Consider the following 18315-nt stretch of genomic DNA (forward strand, 5'->3'; position numbering starts at 1 on the left):
GGCCGCTGCGTTTGTTACAGATTGAAATATCGCTTTTGCTGTGCGTAATATGGCCTTTCGTTCGCCAAAAATAAGAAAAGTTTATGCAAGCCACAGCCACAACACTTAATTCAGAGCAGGAAAACGCCCCGGTTAACTCGCGCAATAAAGTCGTCGTCGCGTCACTGATTGGCACCGCCATTGAATTCTTCGACTTCTATATTTACGCCACCGCTGCGGTTATCGTTTTCCCGCATATCTTCTTCCCGCAGGGCGACCCGACGGCGGCCACGCTACAGTCGCTGGCAACCTTCGCCATCGCCTTTGTTGCGCGCCCTATCGGCTCAGCCCTGTTCGGTCACTTCGGCGATCGCGTCGGGCGTAAGGTAACCCTGGTTGCTTCGCTGCTGACCATGGGTATCTCTACCGTTGCCATCGGCCTGCTGCCGACCTATGAAACCATCGGGATTCTGGCCCCGCTGCTTCTGGCGCTGGCCCGTTTTGGCCAGGGTCTGGGACTGGGCGGGGAATGGGGCGGCGCGGCGCTGCTGGCCACCGAAAATGCCCCGCCACGCAAACGTGCGCTGTATGGATCCTTCCCACAGTTGGGCGCGCCGATTGGCTTCTTCTTTGCCAACGGCACCTTCCTGCTGCTCTCCTGGCTGCTGACTGACGAGCAGTTCATGACCTGGGGCTGGCGTATTCCGTTTATCTTCTCGGCGGTGCTGGTGCTGATTGGCCTCTATGTGCGCGTCTCCCTGCACGAGACCCCGGTGTTTGCCAAAGTGGCCGCCGCGAAAAAACAGGTAAAAATCCCGCTGGGCACGCTGCTGACCAAACACGTTCGCGTGACCGTGCTCGGCACCTTCATCATGCTGGCGACCTACACGCTGTTCTATATCATGACCGTCTATTCCATGACCTTCAGCACCACGCCTGCGCCGGTGGGCCTGGGCCTGCCGCGTAACGAAGTGCTGTGGATGCTGATGATGGCGGTTATCGGTTTTGGCGTGATGGTGCCGATTGCGGGCCTGCTGGCCGACCGTTTTGGCCGTCGCCCGAGCATGATTGTGATCACTTCGCTGATTATTCTGTTTGCGCTGTTCGTCTTCCCGCCGCTGCTCGGTTCCGGTAATCCGGCGCTGGTGATGGCGTATCTGCTGATTGGCCTGAGCCTGATGGGGCTGACATTCGGTCCGATGGGCGCGCTGCTGCCAGAGCTGTTCCCGACCGAAGTGCGTTACACGGGCGCCTCCTTCTCCTATAACGTCTCTTCGATTCTGGGTGCGTCCGTGGCGCCGTATATCGCTACCTGGTTACAGGCGAATTACGGTCTGCAATACGTAGGGATCTACCTGGCGGCGATGGCGGCACTGACGCTGATTGCGCTGCTGCTGACTCACGAGACTCGCCATCAGTCATTGTGATCCTTAATGCCGGGTGGCGCTGCGCTTACCCGGCCTACATTCTCCTGTAGGCCGGGCAAAGCCTCCCACTATTTCTTCATCTGCGACAGAATGGTTTGACACTGATTGGCCTGCCCCTCAGACGGCGAGATGAGCGCCAGCAGCGCTGCAGCAGGGGTAACCAGGGTCGCCAGCGCAGCGGCCACCGCACCACGAGCAATTAACGGCCCCGCCTTCACCCCCGCATCCGGATCTTTAAAGCTACCACGCACGTACAGCGGCGAGCGCAGCGTCACGATGCGAATGCCTTTACTTTCCGGGTTGATGGTGAGATCCAGCTGTTCCGAGGCCATACTGGCGGTGCCGGTGACGTTGATCACCGCGTTTTCAGTATCGAAGGCGAAAATCTGCGGCCGTGCGACGCCGTTGACCAGGTCAATATTGGCCGCTGCGCAGTTTACCCGCACCTCGTCGTCGCCAAAGATCTGGCCGACGATGAAGTTCCCGACGTTCAGACCCAGAATTTCCATCAGGTTACGGCTCACCAGCCCGTCGTTCATCAGCAGCTTCAGATTGCCGTTACCGTTCCCCAGCAGGGCCGCAACAGAGTTGCCGGTACCGCGAATTTTGGCATCGCCATTCATCTCCCCCAGGGTTTTCTGCATCAGCTCCACATCCGGCATCAGCTCCTTCAGCTTCAGCCGTCGCGCCTGAATATCGGCCTGGCCCCGCATCGGATTTTTATCGCCTTCAAGATGGATATTTGAGGAGATGGTGCCGCCAGCCAGACCAAACTTCAGCGGCTCCAGACGCAGGTCGGCGTTTTTCAGGAGGATATGGGTAGAAAGATTACTGATAGGCAGGCTGCTGCCATGCTCGATCCGCCGCCCTTTGAAGCGCACGTCCGCATCCATTACGTCCCACTTATCGGTTTCGAAGCGGTCGTTCGGCAGCACTTTGCCGGACGGCGGTGCCTGCTTGCGTACCTCCTCCGCTTTGGTGCCTTTACCGGAGTCGACGCCAATCAGCGGCCCGAGGTCCGCCAGCCGCAGCTGACGCGACTCCACATCCCCTTCCAGCTTCGGCCGCGGTTTGCCGGTGGTGTAGGTCAGCGAACCGTGGATATCGCTGTCACCGATCCGGCCATTAAAGTTGCGGTAATCGTAGACCGAGGCCTCTTCCGAATTGATCTTCGCCACCAGCCGACCATCGGTTTCAAACGGCGGCGTATCAGGCAGCAGTACGCCGGTCAGCTCATAAAGTTCGCCCAGCGAATCCCCGGCAAATTTCAGCTTCAGATCGACGCCGCCCATCTTCATTGGGTCGTTCACCGTACCGACAAAAGCCACCCGGGTATTGCCGGAGCGGAAGTCAGCCTGCACCGGGAAGGGGGTGCCTTCGCTGCGCAACGCCAGCATACCGCCAATTTTACCGGTGCCGCGCAGCGGCTGATCGTTGTAGCGCCCTTCCGCCTTCAGGCCAAAGACGTAATCGCCGACCTTATCCTTTTTGCCTTTATCGCCAGTCACTTCGCTGAAGGGTACCGGCTTGCCCAGCGGATCGACGAAGATCTCCATCTGTGCTTTGCTGACCGCGTCGTTCACGTCGATCCGCCCACGATCGAACAGAATATTATCGAGGCGGAAAGACCAGGACGAAGGCTGGGCATCAGGATCTTTTTCTTTATCATCGCCTGCCAGATCGAAGGTCCAGTTATTGGTCTTCTCCGACAGGCGGATCAGCCGGGCATCTGGCTGTTGCAGTTTGATCCACGGCAGATAGACCGTTTTGGTAAGCAGTGCCAGCGGCGCAAGGGTGGCCTCCACGCGCGGGAGATGCACCATGGTGATTTCAGGAATGTCCGGCGGGTTGCCGAGAATAACGTCGTTAGCGTGAACGTGCGGCCAGGGTATCCAGCTGCGCCAGCCCGTTTCGCCCTTCTGCCGCTCCCATACCACGCCCAAGTCCCCGCGAATAGCGAAAGGACGGTTAAGTTCGGTCGAGACTTTCTGGTTGATGGTCGGTTTGAGGCGGTTCCAGTCAAATGTCGCGATCACGACAATCAGCACCACAATCAGCAACAAGAAGACTCCCCCTGTCCAGGTGATAATCTTCGCTGTTTTTGTCATCCCATACTCCCTTTCAGTAATCACTTGCCTTTCATGAATATAGTCCAGGCATGCGGAAAGGGGGCGGCAGCGTCCCGTAATAACGCGTTAACCACGCGCTATTACGGGAAGCTGCTGGGTTTTACAGGGTGATGATTACGTTGTCGAGCGTCTCCATCGACACCGGGCGGGAGAGGAAATAGCCCTGGGCGGCAGCGGCGGGTGAGTTCTGTACATCGCGCCACTCTTCCAGCGTCTCGACGCCTTCGACGATAACCCCCTGGCAGTAGCGGTTCATCAGTTGCAGCAGAAGCGTGAACAGATTGCGCCCTTCCGGCGTCTGGCGCAGCATAATGAACAGATCGCGCGCCACTTTGATGTAATCGTAACGCACTTCGCTCAGGGCGGAGAAGTTCGCCATACCGGTGCCAAAGTCGTCCAGCCACAGCGGGCCAAACTCACACATGGTGGCAAACGAGGAGTCCTGCGGCAGACGAACGTGCTCCACCAGCTCAAAGCGCAGCCACGGCAGCCGCTGGATCAGCTTCTGCAGGCTCTCATCCTGCCGCACCGCCAGCAGAGTTGGGCCATCGACGTTAACCGAAGCCAGAATGTTGTTGTCGGCGAAAAAGTTTTGTCTCACCGCCAGCATGGCGAGCTGCTCCTCCAGGATATCCAGACGATGACGCACGGGGACTTCCGCGAAGTAGCGATCCGGTGCAATCCGCTGTGCCGGGTTTGAAGGATGGGTCACGACGGTCAGGATCTCAATCGCCATCAGCTTACCGTCGGTACGGTAGATCGGCTGATAAGTATAAGCGCGCTCACATTGCAGCCAGTAGCGGTGTTCCTGTAAGTTCTCAATACTCGCTTCAGGGATGCTCAGCAGCTGGATGTCCTGCCTTAACTTCATTTCAGATGTCCTGTTGAATGGGAAAGAGCCTGTCGGGACTGGTCAAAGGATTATCGGCTCCTGGTAAGAGAACTTTATGTCCGGTTGCGGACGAAAATGAAAATCTGAGATATCAAACCCGTCAGGAACTTGTCCGAGTTCAAAAAAATAATGGAACGTCGTTTTAATACAGTTGACCGCTTCCGGCCTCCAGCGCAAACTAACCGCAGTTTAATTATCCAGGTTCACGACTATGTCCAAAAAAATTGCCGTGATCGGCGAATGTATGATCGAACTCTCCCAGAAAGGCGCGGAAGTCAGCCGCGGCTTTGGTGGCGACACCTTAAATACCTCCGTATATATTGCTCGTCAGGTCGATGCTGACGCGCTGGCGGTAAACTATGTTACGGCGCTGGGCACCGACAATTTCAGCCAGCAGATGCTGGACGCATGGCAGAGTGAAAATGTCGATACTTCCCTGACCCAGCGGATGGAAAACCGCCTGCCGGGCCTCTATTACATCGAGACCGACAGCACCGGCGAGCGCACCTTCTATTACTGGCGTAACGAAGCTGCCGCCAAATTCTGGCTGGAGAGCGACAGCGCGGCGCAGATCTGCGAAACGCTGGCCCATTTCGACTACCTCTATCTGAGCGGCATCAGCCTTGCGATCCTCAGCCAGAGCAGCCGTGAAAAACTGCTCTCCTTGCTGCGCGAATGCCGCGCCAACGGCGGGAAGGTGATTTTCGACAACAACTACCGTCCACGCCTGTGGGCCAGCCGCGAAGAGACGCAGCAGGTCTATAGCCAGATGCTGGAATGCACCGATATCGCTTTCTTAACCCTCGACGACGAAGATGCGCTGTGGGGCGAGAAGCCGGTTGATAAGGTGATTGCGCGTACGCAGGCCGCCGGTGTCAGCGAAGTGGTAATTAAGCGCGGGGCAGATTCCTGCCTGGTGGCGATCGCCGGAGAAGCGGTTATCGAAGTACCTGCGGTGAAGCTGGCGAAAGAGAAAGTGATTGATACGACCGCGGCGGGTGACTCCTTCAGCGCCGGCTATCTGGCGGTGCGTCTGACGGGCGGTACGCCGGAAGCGGCAGCGCAGCGCGGCCACCTGACCGCCAGCACGGTGATCCAGTATCGCGGCGCCATCATTCCACGCGAAGCGATGCCTGCTTAAGGGCTGTATCCATTAAAAAAGGCAACTTACGTTGCCTTTTTCCTTTTACTGCGCGCGTGCCATAATGTCGTTCCACGTCGCCTGCAGCTCCTTCATATCATATTCAGGTTCACCTTTCGGCTGCATTAAAATTAGCGACATATCCTGAGAAAGCTGCTGACGCAGATCCTGGCTCAACATATCCGCGGTCAGGCTGTTAAGGAAATCCTGGCGCAGCTTCTGATACTGTTCCGGCGCGATATCCACCACCTGATTTTGCAGGGAGCGAATACGCTGGCTGATCAGGATATCGGTATCGGTACGGGCATAGGTGGCGAACAGTTTTTGCAGCTCAATATTTTTCTGCGCCACCAGCGCGTTGAACTCCTCTTCGCTCAGGCCATTATCATGTACTTTCGCCAACTCTTTTGCCACTATCGCCATATTGGCGTTCAGCTTGTCGCCCGGCGACTCAACATTAATGGCGCACTGGGCGCGCTGGAACAGCACCCGGCAATCAAAGCCCAGACCAATATCTTTGGCGTTGTTCTTACTCAGGGTTTGCTGAACATGCCAGAACAGCGCTTCACGGGCTAAATCGGCGCGCCAGTAGCGCAGCAGCGCGGCAGACTCACGAATCGGCTGCCACGGGCTGTCCCACATGATGGAGAGACGATCCTGGCGCACGGCATCGGTCATGATGCTCACCGGCTCTGCGCGCAGAGGTGAAAGCGTTGGCACCGGCGCTGGCGTGTTACGTTTGCCTTTCAGCTCGCCGAAGGTTTTGCCAATCTGCTCAATCACCGCGCGGCTATCAATGTTACCGACCACAATCAGGGTCATGGCATCCGGGGTATACCAGGTCTGGTAGAACGACTTCACCTGTTCAATATCAACCGGTTGCTTTAGCGGCTCTGCCGGATCGTGGCCCAGCAGCGCCGAACCTTTCAGACGATAGCGCCACCAGCCCTCTTTGGTATCCGCAGGCCAGGTCGCCACCATGTCGCTGTTGCTCAGGGCGTAATTCACCGTCTCAGGGGTAATGGACACGTTACCGGCGGTATCTGACAGCCAGGTCAGCGCCTCTTTAAGCAGATCGTTGCGGTTGTTTGGCAGGCTGAGGTTAAACATGGTGTAGTCGTAGGAGACGACAGCAGGCGGCAGCGGGCGTTTCGGATCGATACCCTGTTGCCACAGTGAACGGGCCTGTACAGCCTGAAGGCTACCGCTTTGGGTCAGAGCCAGTCGGGGCAGGAAATGACTGAAACCGCTCTGTTGCGTACTCTCGGTCAGGGAGCCGGTATTGACGGAAAGGCGGATTTCAATGCGGTCGCTGGGGCGCTGTGGGGTGGCTAAAACTTGCCACTGAAAACCGTTAGACAGCGTTCCCTGTTGCCAGGCCGGGTCCGGCTGGAGCGCGTCAGCCTGCACGTAACTGGCTGCTGCCATCATGAGCAAACCGCCGGTTAAGAGTCGAATTTTTGTGCCCTGCATGTGAACCCCTGATCAACATTCCTGGTAACAAAGAGTGCCACACGCCCTGTCGCACTCTAAATATGATGTACAAAACACTCCGATTAGACCGCGCATGAAACGAAACGTCACGGCATGAAGTGAAATTTACCCGAAATAAATCTTATCGAATTATGACAAGTATGCTGGGCCATTATGCGCAGGAGCCCGCACCCCGACAAGGGAATGCGGGCCTGAGGGAAGATTTTAGGAGGACAAACCGTGTGTTTTGCCGTCTGGCGCACGATTATTCAGCGTATCGTCGAGCTTTTTGTGGTCCAGCTCTTTTACCCACTTCGCCACGACTACTGTTGCCACGCCGTTACCGACCAGGTTGGTCAGCGCACGGGCTTCAGACATAAAGCGGTCGATACCGAGGATCAACGCCAGGCCGGCCACCGGCAGATGTCCCACCGCGGAAATGGTTGCCGCCAGGACGATAAATCCGCTCCCCGTGACCCCAGCCGCCCCTTTTGAGGAGAGCAGCAGCACAACCAGCAGCGTAATTTGATGGAAGATATCCATATGGCTGTTAGTGGCCTGGGCGATAAACACCGCCGCCATCGTCAGGTAGATCGATGTCCCATCCAGGTTAAAGGAGTAGCCGGTGGGGATCACCAGCCCGACGACCGATTTACGGCAGCCCAGCTTCTCCATCTTATCGAGCATGCGCGGCAGCGCCGATTCGGATGAGGAGGTGCCCAGCACAATCAGCAGCTCTTCACGGATGTAGCGAATGAACTTGAAGATGCTGAAGCCGGTCGCGCGGGCGATGCTGCCCAGCACCACCACCACAAACAGAATACAGGTGATATAGAAGCAGACGATCAGCTGGCCCAGCTGCACGAGGGTACCGACACCATATTTACCGATGGTGAAGGCCATTGCCCCGAAGGCGCCAATGGGTGCCAGACGCATAATCATGTTGATGATGCCGAAAATCACCTGCGAGAAGCTTTCAATAACGTTAAAAATCAGCTGACCTTTGCTGCCGAGGCGATGCAGGGCAAAACCAAACATCACGGCGAACAGCAGCACCTGCAGGATATTCCCGCTGGCGAAGGCGCCAATCACGCTGCCGGGGATCACATCCAGCAGGAAGGCGACCACACCCTGATCTTTCGCCTGCTCGGCATAGACCGCCACCGCTTTTGCATCCAGCGTCGAGGGGTCAACGTTCATGCCCGCGCCGGGCTGCACGACGTTAACAATCACCAGACCAATGATCAGCGCGAGGGTACTGACGACTTCGAAATAGAGCAGCGCCACTGCACCCGTACGGCCAACGGCTTTCATGCTTTCCATGCCTGCGATACCGGTCACGACGGTGCAGAAAATAACCGGCGCGATCACCATCTTAATCAGCTTAACGAAAGCATCGCCAAGCGGTTTCATCTGGGCGCCTAATTCAGGGTAGTAATGACCAAGCAGAATACCAATGGCAATGGCGGTTAATACCTGAAAGTAAAGACTTTTGAAGAGAGAGGTTTTCATAAGATGTCCTTGGGAAGAAAAGCCGCAGGAAATGTAGGGTTACCCGTTACCTGCGGCCTTAAAATACCACCCATAAATCAGGACAGATAGAAGTTCAGGCTGAAATTGAAACGCAAATGTTAAGAAATTTGAGCTGACTCGCACAATCCAGCAACATTTCAGTCATCAGCGCTATTGGCATTGTGTTTAAGATAGCGACTCTCAAAAATATCGCCAGGAACGGCTTTATCGAACAGATATCCTTGCCCGCACTCTACCCCGGCATCGGCCAGCCAATGACGCTGGGCTTCGGTTTCGATCCCTTCGGCAATAATGCTCAGCTTCAGGCTACGCGCCAGCTGGATAATCGCCTCGACCATGCTGCTGTCTTCCGGCAGCCCCTCCACAAACGCCTTATCAATCTTCAGTACATCTACCGGCAGGGTTTTCATATGTTGCAGCTGGCGCAGACCAGCGTATCCCATGCCAAAATCGTCCAGCGCGATGCGCACCCCGGCATTCCGCAGCGGGCGGAGTATCGCTACCGCTTCGTTAGGATCGTCAATTCGGCGGCTCTCGGTCACTTCCAGAATGAGGGTATCCGGCTTAATCCGATAGCGGAGAATCATCGCCAGCAGGTCCGGAACCATGTTGGGGTGCATTAGCTGGAGCGCCGACAGGTTAACCGATAGCGGCATCATCACCCCACGCGACTGCCAGGCTGACAGCAGACGACAGGACTCTTCCAGTACCCAGTGACCCACCGTCACAATCAGGCCGCAATTTTCAATACGGTCGATCAGCCCTTCCGGAAGCGCCCAACTGCCATCGGGCTGACGCATCCGCAACAGCGCTTCGGCGCTATGGACCTCACCGGTACGCAGATCGACCTGCGGCTGTAGCCAGATGGCAAAATTGTTGCTGTCCAGCGCGGTCAGAATATCGTTCTCTTCTGAGAGCCGCTGCTGCGCTTTCTCCATCTGCTCGGGCTCAAAGAACTGAATCTGATTCTTACCCTTCTGCCGGGCGGTAAACGCGGCGGAAAAGGCCCGGCGGTAAAGTTGCTCTGCGGTCAGGTTGCCGTAAAACATGGCGATACCAATACTGGCGCTCGGGCGCAGCTGGATCCCCTGAACCGGCAACCGCTCATTGATAACAGTAAGCACTTGCTGACCTAATGTGATGGCATGCCACGGCTCCTTGACGCCATTAGCGATAATCACGAAGTCGTAGCCGCTTACCTGCGTCAGTACCATCCGCGGCGCAAGCACGGATTTCAGCTTTTCAACCAGCGTCAGCAAGACCATCTCTCGCTGGCTCTCTTTCAGCACGCCGGCGGTATCCTGCAATGTTTCACAGGCCACCACTATCAGCGCCATGGTCTGCTGCCGCTTCACCGCCTGCTCCAGCATCACCATCAGAAACGCCTTGTTGGGCAGTTCCGACACCGGGAAACGGGTGGCATTGTGGTTGAGCTCATCATGCTGGCGCAGCATACGCTGCTGGTTGAGGTTGTAGCTGCGGACCAGCATGCCAATTTCGTCGTCGTGATGCAGGCGCGGCAGGGCAAGCTGGTGCCCCATCTGTTGCTGCGGCGAGAGGGTATCCAGCTCCCGGGCAATGCGACGCAGCGGATGGACGATGAGACGGTTTATGCACCAGGTCAGCGCCACGGTAAGCATCAGCGTCAACAATAAGTAAGTGGTTACCAACGTCGAGATCCAACTGATGACAAATTTGTACATCCGCCAGGAGTCAGACTGTAGCACCAGATAGGCCAGCGGCTGCGGGTTCGCCGGACGCTGCAACGAATAGACCGGAAGGGAGATCTGCACCGGCATTTCAAACAGCCGCTTCATCATCACCGGTACCGGATGCTCCGGGATAAAGTTCATGCGTAGCGCCTGAAACTGATTCGGCAGCACAACATCCGCCTGGCTGACGACCCCTGCCGGCTTGATGCTTTTGATAATGGACTCCGCCTGAGGAATATCACCCTTCAGAATAGCGGCAGAGAGAGGCTCACGGATTGAGCGGGCGATGCTCTCGAGTTGCGTAGCCGTGTTGTAGCGATTTTGCTGAATGGCATGAAACAGCAAAATAACGCAAAAGACGAAAACAAACACCATAGTGACGGCAGTGACCATCGCCATTTGTTTGATAGTTAAAGAGCGGCTGACACGCAAAATGGATCTCCAGAAACGCGAAAGGCAGGTTAATCAACTGTTACCCTGCTGCTTTCAGAGTATACCTTATCGGGAACTGTTTAAGAGAGTGTAACCAGGCGTTTAGGGATTATTCTGGTTGCCGCTTCGCACGGGGGATGGCGGCGGTATAGCTGAAGAACCGGGGAGCCCGCGGCTCCCCGCAATTTATTCGGCGCTGCGCAGTGAAATCTCGCCGCCGACCCATGGTTTAATCACGCCATCCTGCTCCAGCAACAGCGCGCCCTGCTCGTTGATACCGCGCGACGTGCCGTAGACCTCTTTGTCGCCGATGATCAGCTTCACCGCACGGTGAGCAAAGTTATCCAGCTTTTCCCAGCGGGGCAGGAACGGGGCTAAACCTTCCTGTTCGAAGATTTTCAGCGAATGGCGTAGCTCGTTAATCACCTGCACGGCAAGGACATTGCGATCGATGGCGATCCCTGCTTCCTGCAGGTTGATCCAGCCCTGATTAATATCTTCGGCCTGTACATTGCGCATCACCAGATTTATCCCCGCACCCATTACGATCTGCGCGGCATCACCGGTTTTCCCGGTCAGTTCTACCAGAATACCAGCCAGTTTGCGATCGTTCAGATAGAGATCGTTTGGCCACTTCACGCGCACTTTGTCGGCGCCCAGCGACTGCAACACTTCTGCCAGCACAATGCCAATCACCAGACTGAGGCCGATGGCGGCGGCGGGACCTTGTTCCAGACGCCAGTACATGGAGAGATAAAGATTGGCGCCAAAAGGCGAAAACCATTTACGTCCCCGGCGGCCACGACCCGCCTGTTGGTATTCTGCCACGCAGCAGTCGCCGGACTGTAGCGTGTCAAGCCGGTCGAGCAGATACTGGTTAGTAGAGTCAATTACCGGCAGAACGGCAACGCTGCTGTCGGTGATCTGACCGCTGATAAAGGCTTCGTCCAGGAGCTGAACCGGCTCCGGCAGACTGTAGCCTTTGCCCGGCACGGTAAAGACATCCACTCCCCAGTCACGCAGGGTCTGAATATGTTTATTGATGGCGGCGCGGCTCATTCCCAGCTGTTCGCCCAGCTGTTCACCGGAATGGAAATCGCCATCAGCCAGAACAGAGATAAGCTTCAGGGGAACGGTATGATCCTTCATGCAATGGCCTCCACCGCATTAACTTCACCGTGATGGCCGATAAAGCGCACCTCCGGCTCCAGCCAGACATCAAATTTCTCACCCACATGCTGGCGCACCTGATGGGCCAGCTGCACGACATCACGGCTGGTCGCATTGTTTTCGTTGATAAGCACCAGGGCCTGCTGACGATGTACCGCTGCGCCGCCACAGGTTGTGCCTTTAAGCTGACACTGATCGATCAGCCAGCCCGCAGCCAGCTTAACGCTGCCATCTGCCTGCGGATAGTGTGGCGCCTGCGGCCACTGGGCGAGTAAGGTTTCGGCTTTTTCACCGGAGATAACCGGATTTTTGAAGAAGCTTCCGGCGTTACCGTTCACTTTCGGATCGGGCAATTTACTCATTCGCATATGGCAAACCGCGTCGAAAATCTCTTTTGCAGTGACCGTGGCAGGATCCAGACGAGTGAGATCGCCGTAGGTCAGGACAGGCTGCCAGTTTTTGGTCAGGCGCAGACCAACCGCAACGATGACATATTTATCCTGATACTCATGTTTGAAAATGCTGTCGCGATAGCCAAAGCGGCACTGTTCCGCACTTAAACGCAGCGGATTACCCGTTGCCAGCTCGATACAGTCGACATAATCACAAACATGTTTGAGTTCGATGCCATAGGCACCGATATTCTGAATAGGAGATGAACCCGCACAGCCAGGGATTAGCGCCAGGTTTTCCAGACCCGGCATATTATTTTCAAGGGTAAACTGCACCAGGCGATGCCAGTTCTCCCCGGCTCCCACGTGCAAACGCCAGCAATCCTGCGCCTCTTCAACTTTAATCCCGCTGATGCGGTTAACGATCACCGTACCAGAAAAGTCTTCCAGAAAGAGAACGTTACTGCCTTCGCCCAGAATAAGAACAGGGAGGTGGTGTTGCGTGGCGTGATTCCATGCGGCCAGCAGTTGCTGCGCATCGTCGGCCCGCACGATCTGTCGGGCATTTCGGTCAATACCGAAGGTGTTCCAGGGCTTAAGGGAGTGATTCATAGACGCTATCCAGATGCAAAAACCGGGATAGTTTACCGTATATGGAATCGGTTAGGGGGATAACTTTAAAGACGGGATAGAATACGCAGAAACGCAAAAAGCCCATCCGTGAGGATGGGCTTTCGGCTTTAATTGATGCCTGGCAGTTCCCTACTCTCGCATGGGGAGACCCCACACTACCATCGGCGCTACGGCGTTTCACTTCTGAGTTCGGCATGGGGTCAGGTGGGACCACCGCGCTACAGCCGCCAGGCAAATTCTTGGTGCTCTGTACGCAATACTTTATCGCATCAGCCGCGTTGGCCGCGCTCGTAAAGTCAGTCACATACTTCAGTATGCTCCTTCCTTTCCTTCGCTTGCCGCCTTGCTGCTGCGCAAACTATTGTGTACTTAACTCTGAATCAATGCTGAAAATCTCTCAAATCCACCGAAACAGCTTCGGCGTTGTAAGGTTAAGCCTCACGGTTCATTAGTACCGGTTAGCTCAACGCATCGCTGCGCTTACACACCCGGCCTATCAACGTCGTCGTCTTCAACGTTCCTTCAGGACCCTCAAAGGGTCAGGGAGAACTCATCTCGGGGCAAGTTTCGTGCTTAGATGCTTTCAGCACTTATCTCTTCCGCATTTAGCTACCGGGCAGTGCCATTGGCATGACAACCCGAACACCAGTGATGCGTCCACTCCGGTCCTCTCGTACTAGGAGCAGCCCCCCTCAATTCTCCAGCGCCCACGGCAGATAGGGACCGAACTGTCTCACGACGTTCTAAACCCAGCTCGCGTACCACTTTAAATGGCGAACAGCCATACCCTTGGGACCTACTTCAGCCCCAGGATGTGATGAGCCGACATCGAGGTGCCAAACACCGCCGTCGATATGAACTCTTGGGCGGTATCAGCCTGTTATCCCCGGAGTACCTTTTATCCGTTGAGCGATGGCCCTTCCATCAGAACCACCGGATCACTATGACCTGCTTTCGCACCTGCTCGAGCCGTCACTCTCGCAGTCAAGCCAGCTTATGCCATTGCACTAACCTCCTGATGTCCGACCAGGATTAGCTGACCTTCGTGCTCCTCCGTTACTCTTTAGGAGGAGACCGCCCCAGTCAAACTACCCACCAGACACTGTCCGCAACCCGGGTAACGGGTCTACGTTAGAACACCAGCCATTAAAGGGTGGTATTTCAAGGACGGCTCCACGCAGACTGGCGTCCACGCTTCAAAGCCTCCCACCTATCCTACACATCAAGGACCAGTGTTCAGTGTCAAGCTATAGTAAAGGTTCACGGGGTCTTTCCGTCTTGCCGCGGGTACACTGCATCTTCACAGCGATTTCAATTTCACTGAGTCTCGGGTGGAGACAGCCTGGCCATCATTACGCCATTCGTGCAGGTCGGAACTTACCCGACAAGGAATTTCGCTACCTTAGGACCGTTATAGTTACGGCCGCCGTTTACCGGGGCTTCGATCAAGAGCTTCGCGTTGCCGCTGACCCCATCAATTAACCTTCCGGCACCGGGCAGGCGTCACACCGTATACGTCCACTTTCGTGTTTGCACAGTGCTGTGTTTTTAATAAACAGTTGCAGCCAGCTGGTATCTTCGACTGATTTCAGCTCCACCCGCAGGGGCTTCACCTACATATCAGCGTGCCTTCTCCCGAAGTTACGGCACCATTTTGCCTAGTTCCTTCACCCGAGTTCTCTCAAGCGCCTTGGTATTCTCTACCTGACCACCTGTGTCGGTTTGGGGTACGATTTGGTGTTACCTGATGCTTAGAGGCTTTTCCTGGAAGCAGGGCATTTGTTACTTCAGCACCGTAGTGCCTCGTCATCACACCTCAGCGTTAACAAGGTACCGGATTTACCTGGAACCTCCGCCTACATGCTTAAACCGGGACAACCGTCGCCCGGCCAACATAGCCTTCTCCGTCCCCCCTTCGCAGTAACACCGAGTACAGGAATATTAACCTGTTTCCCATCGACTACGCCTTTCGGCCTCGCCTTAGGGGTCGACTCACCCTGCCCCGATTAACGTTGGACAGGAACCCTTGGTCTTCCGGCGAGCGGGCTTTTCACCCGCTTTATCGTTACTTATGTCAGCATTCGCACTTCTGATACCTCCAGCATGCCTCACAGCACACCTTCGCAGGCTTACAGAACGCTCCCCTACCCAACAACACATAAGTGTCGCTGCCGCAGCTTCGGTGCATGGTTTAGCCCCGTTACATCTTCCGCGCAGGCCGACTCGACCAGTGAGCTATTACGCTTTCTTTAAATGATGGCTGCTTCTAAGCCAACATCCTGGCTGTCTGTGCCTTCCCACATCGTTTCCCACTTAACCATGACTTTGGGACCTTAGCTGGCGGTCTGGGTTGTTTCCCTCTTCACGACGGACGTTAGCACCCGCCGTGTGTCTCCCGTGATAACATTCCCGGTATTCGCAGTTTGCATCGGGTTGGTAAGCCGGGATGGCCCCCTAGCCGAAACAGTGCTCTACCCCCGAGGATGAGTTCACGAGGCGCTACCTAAATAGCTTTCGGGGAGAACCAGCTATCTCCCGGTTTGATTGGCCTTTCACCCCCAGCCACAGGTCATCCGCTAATTTTTCAACATTAGTCGGTTCGGTCCTCCAGTTAGTGTTACCCAACCTTCAACCTGCCCATGGCTAGATCACCGGGTTTCGGGTCTATACCCTGCAACTTAACGCCCAGTTAAGACTCGGTTTCCCTTCGGCTCCCCTATACGGTTAACCTTGCTACAGAATATAAGTCGCTGACCCATTATACAAAAGGTACGCAGTCACACCCCGAAGGATGCTCCCACTGCTTGTACGTACACGGTTTCAGGTTCTTTTTCACTCCCCTCGCCGGGGTTCTTTTCGCCTTTCCCTCACGGTACTGGTTCACTATCGGTCAGTCAGGAGTATTTAGCCTTGGAGGATGGTCCCCCCATATTCAGACAGGATACCACGTGTCCCGCCCTACTCTTCGAGTTCACAGCATGTGTGCTTTCGTGTACGGGAGTATCACCCTGTACCCTGCGACTTTCCAGACGCTTCCACTAACACACAAGCTGATTCAGACTCCGGGCTGCTCCCCGTTCGCTCGCCGCTACTGGGGGAATCTCGGTTGATTTCTTTTCCTCGGGGTACTTAGATGTTTCAGTTCCCCCGGTTCGCCTCGTTAACCTATGTATTCAGCTAACGATAGTGCAACGAATTGCACTGGGTTTCCCCATTCGGACATCGCCGGGTCAAGGGTTCATATCACCTCGCCGGCGCTTTTCGCAGATTAGCACGTCCTTCATCGCCTCTGACTGCCAGGGCATCCACCGTGTACGCTTAGTCGCTTAACCTCACAACCCGAAGCTGTTTCACTTCGTGTTGTGAAAATTTGAGAGACTCGAACACACTTAACGTGTGTCGTTTCAATTTTCAGCTTGATCCAGATTTTTAAAGAGCAAATATCTCAAACGTAACTCGATGAGTTAGTTTTGAGATATAAAGGCAGGTGACTTTCACTCACAAACCAGCAAGTGGCGTCCCCTAGGGGATTCGAACCCCTGTTACCGCCGTGAAAGGGCGGTGTCCTGGGCCTCTAGACGAAGGGGACACTGAAGTCTCAATCGCAAGACGCCTTGCTATTCACTTTCTATCAGACAATCTGTGTGAGCACTGCAAAGGCAGGTTCTTTAAGGTAAGGAGGTGATCCAACCGCAGGTTCCCCTACGGTTACCTTGTTACGACTTCACCCCAGTCATGAATCACAAAGTGGTAAGCGCCCTCCCGAAGGTTAAGCTACCTACTTCTTTTGCAACCCACTCCCATGGTGTGACGGGCGGTGTGTACAAGGCCCGGGAACGTATTCACCGTAGCATTCTGATCTACGATTACTAGCGATTCCGACTTCATGGAGTCGAGTTGCAGACTCCAATCCGGACTACGACGCACTTTATGAGGTCCGCTTGCTCTCGCGAGGTCGCTTCTCTTTGTATGCGCCATTGTAGCACGTGTGTAGCCCTACTCGTAAGGGCCATGATGACTTGACGTCATCCCCACCTTCCTCCAGTTTATCACTGGCAGTCTCCTTTGAGTTCCCGGCCTAACCGCTGGCAACAAAGGATAAGGGTTGCGCTCGTTGCGGGACTTAACCCAACATTTCACAACACGAGCTGACGACAGCCATGCAGCACCTGTCTCAGAGTTCCCGAAGGCACCAAGCCATCTCTGGCAAGTTCTCTGGATGTCAAGAGTAGGTAAGGTTCTTCGCGTTGCATCGAATTAAACCACATGCTCCACCGCTTGTGCGGGCCCCCGTCAATTCATTTGAGTTTTAACCTTGCGGCCGTACTCCCCAGGCGGTCGACTTAACGCGTTAGCTCCGGAAGCCACGCCTCAAGGGCACAACCTCCAAGTCGACATCGTTTACGGCGTGGACTACCAGGGTATCTAATCCTGTTTGCTCCCCACGCTTTCGCACCTGAGCGTCAGTCTTTGTCCAGGGGGCCGCCTTCGCCACCGGTATTCCTCCAGATCTCTACGCATTTCACCGCTACACCTGGAATTCTACCCCCCTCTACAAGACTCAAGCCTGCCAGTTTCAAATGCAGTTCCCAGGTTGAGCCCGGGGATTTCACATCTGACTTAACAGACCGCCTGCGTGCGCTTTACGCCCAGTAATTCCGATTAACGCTTGCACCCTCCGTATTACCGCGGCTGCTGGCACGGAGTTAGCCGGTGCTTCTTCTGCGAGTAACGTCAATCACTGTGGTTATTAACCACAATGCCTTCCTCCTCGCTGAAAGTACTTTACAACCCGAAGGCCTTCTTCATACACGCGGCATGGCTGCATCAGGCTTGCGCCCATTGTGCAATATTCCCCACTGCTGCCTCCCGTAGGAGTCTGGACCGTGTCTCAGTTCCAGTGTGGCTGGTCATCCTCTCAGACCAGCTAGGGATCGTCGCCTAGGTGAGCCATTACCCCACCTACTAGCTAATCCCATCTGGGCACATCCGATGGCAAGAGGCCCGAAGGTCCCCCTCTTTGGTCTTGCGACGTTATGCGGTATTAGCTACCGTTTCCAGTAGTTATCCCCCTCCATCAGGCAGTTTCCCAGACATTACTCACCCGTCCGCCACTCGTCACCCGAGAGCAAGCTCTCTGTGCTACCGTTCGACTTGCATGTGTTAGGCCTGCCGCCAGCGTTCAATCTGAGCCATGATCAAACTCTTCAATTTAAGTTTGATGCTCGTGAATTAAACTTCGTAATGAATTACGTGTTCACTCAGAGACTTGGTATTCATTTTTCGTCCGAGGACGTTAAGAATCCATGTCACTTTGAGTGCCCACACAGATTGTCTGATAAATTGTTAAAGAGCAGTGCCGCTTCGCTTTTTCGCTGCGACGCGGGGTGTGCATATTACGC

Annotated in this window: 8 protein-coding genes, 1 tRNA gene, 3 rRNA genes and 1 pseudogene; 2 read left to right on the plus strand and 11 right to left on the minus strand. The window is 55.3% G+C overall.

The window, feature by feature from the left end; translation table 11 throughout:
* Window positions 1-83 precede the first annotated feature (83 nt).
* Complete coding sequence (locus GNG29_RS21810; protein WP_103177399.1) at window positions 84-1406, plus strand: MFS transporter; 1323 nt, start codon at window positions 84-86, stop codon at window positions 1404-1406.
* 68 nt (window positions 1407-1474) lie between these two features.
* Here the strand turns inward: GNG29_RS21810 and GNG29_RS21815 are convergent, their stop codons facing one another.
* Together GNG29_RS21815 and pdeH are read right to left on the minus strand one after the other, a co-directional pair.
* On the minus strand, window positions 1475-3514 hold the full coding sequence (locus GNG29_RS21815; RefSeq protein ID WP_156655344.1) for an AsmA family protein: 2040 nt from the start codon (window positions 3512-3514) through the stop codon (window positions 1475-1477).
* Between the two features lie 121 nt (window positions 3515-3635).
* Window positions 3636-4406 (minus strand): cyclic-guanylate-specific phosphodiesterase, encoded by a 771-nt coding sequence (pdeH, locus tag GNG29_RS21820; protein WP_103177401.1) that lies wholly within the window; start codon window positions 4404-4406, stop codon window positions 3636-3638.
* A gap of 232 nt (window positions 4407-4638) precedes the next feature.
* On the opposite strand from pdeH, the gene GNG29_RS21825 reads away from it, so the two are divergent.
* Window positions 4639-5568 (plus strand): sugar kinase, encoded by a 930-nt coding sequence (locus tag GNG29_RS21825; RefSeq protein ID WP_156655345.1) that lies wholly within the window; start codon window positions 4639-4641, stop codon window positions 5566-5568.
* Between the two features lie 60 nt (window positions 5569-5628).
* Here GNG29_RS21825 and GNG29_RS21830 read toward each other — a convergent pair.
* The 9 genes and pseudogenes from GNG29_RS21830 to GNG29_RS21870 all read right to left on the minus strand — a co-directional run.
* Window positions 5629-7041, minus strand: a pseudogene (locus GNG29_RS21830) (M16 family metallopeptidase); the annotation flags it as partial.
* Window positions 7042-7266: 225 nt separating this feature from the next.
* Entirely contained in the window at window positions 7267-8553 is a 1287-nt protein-coding gene (dctA, locus tag GNG29_RS21835) for a C4-dicarboxylate transporter DctC (protein ID WP_114316450.1), read from the minus strand.
* A gap of 158 nt (window positions 8554-8711) precedes the next feature.
* On the minus strand, window positions 8712-10718 hold the full coding sequence (gene hmsP, locus GNG29_RS21840) for a biofilm formation regulator HmsP (RefSeq protein WP_210406389.1): 2007 nt from the start codon (window positions 10716-10718) through the stop codon (window positions 8712-8714).
* A 186-nt stretch (window positions 10719-10904) separates the two neighbouring features.
* Window positions 10905-11867: a bifunctional biotin--[acetyl-CoA-carboxylase] ligase/biotin operon repressor BirA gene (gene birA, locus GNG29_RS21845; protein ID WP_156655347.1), complete on the minus strand. Its 963-nt coding sequence runs from the start codon at window positions 11865-11867 to the stop codon at window positions 10905-10907.
* A complete protein-coding gene (gene murB / locus GNG29_RS21850) occupies window positions 11864-12892 on the minus strand; it encodes a UDP-N-acetylmuramate dehydrogenase (protein ID WP_103177407.1) in 1029 nt (342 codons plus the stop codon). Before murB ends, birA begins: the two co-directional genes overlap by 4 nt.
* A 137-nt stretch (window positions 12893-13029) precedes the next feature.
* Window positions 13030-13145: ribosomal RNA gene (gene rrf / locus GNG29_RS21855) — 5S ribosomal RNA — on the minus strand.
* A 195-nt stretch (window positions 13146-13340) separates the two neighbouring features.
* Window positions 13341-16245: ribosomal RNA gene (locus GNG29_RS21860) — 23S ribosomal RNA — on the minus strand.
* Between the two features lie 181 nt (window positions 16246-16426).
* A tRNA-Glu gene (locus tag GNG29_RS21865) sits at window positions 16427-16502 on the minus strand.
* Window positions 16503-16587: 85 nt separating this feature from the next.
* Window positions 16588-18127 (minus strand): 16S ribosomal RNA (locus tag GNG29_RS21870).
* Together the 16S, 23S and 5S rRNA genes with 1 tRNA gene alongside form the textbook arrangement of a ribosomal RNA operon.
* Between the last annotated feature and the right edge of the window lie 188 nt (window positions 18128-18315).

Origin of the sequence: Leclercia sp. Colony189, assembly GCF_009740165.1 — a bacterium.
Lineage (GTDB): Bacteria > Pseudomonadota > Gammaproteobacteria > Enterobacterales > Enterobacteriaceae > Enterobacter.

Bases quoted from the DNA above. Each gene is read 5' to 3' on its own strand.
- pdeH (WP_103177401.1), bottom strand. From the start codon at position 4,406: ATGAAGTTAAGGCAGGACATCCAGCTGCTGAGCATCCCTGAAGCGAGT.
- GNG29_RS21815 (WP_156655344.1), bottom strand. From the start codon at position 3,514: ATGACAAAAACAGCGAAGATTATCACCTGGACAGGGGGAGTCTTCTTG.
- GNG29_RS21825 (WP_156655345.1), top strand. From the start codon at position 4,639: ATGTCCAAAAAAATTGCCGTGATCGGCGAATGTATGATCGAACTCTCC.
- birA (WP_156655347.1), bottom strand. From the start codon at position 11,867: ATGAAGGATCATACCGTTCCCCTGAAGCTTATCTCTGTTCTGGCTGAT.
- GNG29_RS21810 (WP_103177399.1), top strand. From the start codon at position 84: ATGCAAGCCACAGCCACAACACTTAATTCAGAGCAGGAAAACGCCCCG.
- murB (WP_103177407.1), bottom strand. From the start codon at position 12,892: ATGAATCACTCCCTTAAGCCCTGGAACACCTTCGGTATTGACCGAAAT.
- dctA (WP_114316450.1), bottom strand. From the start codon at position 8,553: ATGAAAACCTCTCTCTTCAAAAGTCTTTACTTTCAGGTATTAACCGCC.